At 43.1% G+C, this 2,686-nt stretch carries 3 protein-coding genes; 2 read left to right on the top strand and 1 reads right to left on the bottom strand.

Translation table 11 applies throughout. The features are described from left to right. Together MiSe_RS48460 and MiSe_RS48455 are read left to right on the top strand one after the other, a co-directional pair. A partial coding sequence (locus tag MiSe_RS48460) for a CHAT domain-containing protein (protein ID WP_226594599.1) occupies positions 1–1,979 on the top strand: 1,979 nt, incomplete at its 5' end. 3 nt (positions 1,980–1,982) lie between these two features. After that, positions 1,983–2,360, top strand: coding sequence for a hypothetical protein (locus MiSe_RS48455; RefSeq protein ID WP_226594598.1), 378 nt, complete (start codon positions 1,983–1,985; stop codon positions 2,358–2,360). Between the two features lie 114 nt (positions 2,361–2,474). Here the strand turns inward: MiSe_RS48455 and MiSe_RS48450 are convergent. Beyond that, positions 2,475–2,686 (bottom strand): hypothetical protein (locus MiSe_RS48450; protein WP_226594597.1); only part of this gene is annotated, 212 nt, incomplete at its 5' end.

The following is a 2,686-nucleotide window of genomic DNA, read 5'->3' as shown; positions in this document are numbered from 1 at the left end:
CAACGACGCAAAATAATCTGGGTAATGCTTACAGTAACAGGATATTGGGAGAGAAGGCAGAGAATATTGAAAATGCGATCGCTGCTTATCATGCGGCACTGACTATTTACACCCGCGATGCTTTTCCGGTTAATTGGGCAACGACGCAAAATAATCTGGGTAATGCTTACAGTAACAGGATATTGGGAGAGAAGGCAGAGAATATTGAAAATGCGATCGCTGCTTATCATGCGGCACTGACTATTTACACCCGCGATGCTTTTCCCCAAGAAAATGCAGAAACTTTATTTAACTTGGGTTGGCTTTACTACTCTGAAAAGCAGTTTCCTGCCGCTTACGATACCTTTCTCAAAGCAATTGAAACCGTCGAAGCATTGCGCGAAGAAATTGTTTCTGGAGAAGAAAGCAAACGCAAGCAAGCGGAAGAATGGAATCGCCTGTATCGTCGTATGATTGAAACCTGCCTGGAGTTAGGTTATGCTGACCAAGCAATTGAATACAGCGACAGAAGCAAAACCCGCAACTTAATCGAACTCCTTGCCACCCGCCACCTTTATCCTAAAGGTAAAATTCCCTCACAGCAGCGCCAAGAATTGCGACAACTCCGAAGCGAAATTGAAACAGAAAAACGTCGCCTCGCCACCGATTCCCAACCCGACTACACCCACATCAACCAACTGCGTCAGCGTTACAACGAACTTTACCCATTAGAACCCATCCGCTTTCACCAAATCCAAAAACTCCTAGACGATAGCACCGCCATTATTCAATGGTATATCTTTCCAGATTGTTTCCGCGCCTTCATCATCACCCACGATAACTATATTATTTGGCAATCCTCCCCACTCGACCTGGAAAATTTACAGAATTGGGGTAACGAGTATCTGGAAGCCTACATCGCAATCAAACAAGCAGAACCCGAATCATCTGAACAAAAAGAACTGCAAAAACAATGGCAAGATAGCTTAGATGCGCGCCAGCAAAACTTAGCTGAAATTTTGCATATTAACGACATTCTCGCTCAAATCCCAGGCACAATTAACCAGTTAATTTTTATTCCCCATCTTTATTTGCACCTATTCCCGCTGCATAGCTTACCCATCAGTCCAGAAATCTGGCAGCACTTCGATCAAACATCAAGCCCACCTCCCAATTCTCCCTATCTGCTAGACTGCTTTAACAACGGCATTCGCTACGCCCCCAGTCTCCAACTATTAAGACAAGTGCAACAGCAGCAACGCCCGCAATTTCAACGCCTGTTTGCGATTCAAACCCCCACAGAAGACTTATACGAACAAGATTTAGGTGCTGTAGCAGCCATCAAAAAACAGTTTACCGATTCTGCTTACATTCTTAAACAATCCCAAGCCAAAAAATCAACCATTCTGCAACTTGATGCCACCACAAACACCGTAACCTTGCACGAACAACTCCTGGCATCTCACAGCGCCTTTTTCTTCTGTCACGGTTACTTCAACTTTAATTCTCCCCTAGATTCTGGGTTGCAGTTAGCAGATGCAGACCTAACTTTAGCAGAAATTATCGAACACTTTGACCTGAAAAACTGTCGCCTCGTCACCCTTTCTGCCTGCGAAACAGGTTTAATCGATTTCAGTAATACCAGCGATGAATACATTGGATTGCCAAATGGTTTTTTATTAGCTGGCAGTACCAATGTTGTCAGTACTCTCTGGACAGTCAGCGCCCGTGCCACTGCCTTATTGATGCTGAAATTATATGAAGAACTCCAGCAACAAACTAATATCGCTTTAGCGCTAAATACTGCCCAACGCTGGTTGCGAGATACAACAACAGCAGAATTTCAAACTTGGCTGAGTAACTCACAACTCAGTGAAGGTTGGAAGATCCAATTAGGTCAAGATTTCCCAGAAATTTCTGACCAAAAAGGAGCATCTACCAAACCCTTTAAACAGCCTTATTATTGGGCAGCTTTTTGTACAATTGGTAAAGGAGTATAACCAATGTCTGTTTCTTACACTAGCATCCAAGCCTTTGTTAATGTCCTGGAATCTAAACCAGATCTAATTTCAAGCCAAGACTGGGTTGAATTGGATCAACTGGCTAGCAACCTGCCAGAAGATGCAGAGGATATTACAGAAAAACTGGAAAATTGGCTGAAACCAGAATCCCACAGTCAAATTTTCCAAGCTTACAAACAAATATTGACAGAACTTATTGCTTCATCTCCGATTAACTCGAACGCCAATCTGGGAATTGGTAAGACCAAATCTTCTACCCCAGTTAATCAACCTAGCGAATCTGCTAAACAACTGCTAGAAAATGCGATTAAAAAGAATTCTCCCTTATTGAATTCTCCACCACCCCAGCAACAGCCGTGAAAATTGGCACCATCTGTGGGGACACGGCATCTGATGATTTTCGGTAATGCAAGAAAATATCGATTAATAAAGGAGAGATTTTACACTGTCGGGACACGGCAATTTGTAGATTTTTCATAATTCCAGAAAATTTGGCTGCCGTGTCCCTACATCTGGAATGGTTTCCACCACAATTGTCGCTGGGTTTTGATCGGTTAACAAAGGAGAGATTTTACACTGTCGGGACACGGCAATTTGTAGATTTTTCATAATTCCAGAAAATTTGGCTGCCGTGTCCCTACATCTGGAATGGTTTCCACCACAATTGTCGCTGGGTTTTGATCGGT

Origin of the sequence: Microseira wollei NIES-4236 (genome assembly GCF_020521235.1) — a bacterium.
GTDB lineage: Bacteria > Cyanobacteriota > Cyanobacteriia > Cyanobacteriales > Aerosakkonemataceae > Microseira > Microseira wollei.
The sequence above is the reverse complement of the archived record's forward strand: the minus strand, read 5'-3'. Positions and strand labels throughout refer to the sequence as shown.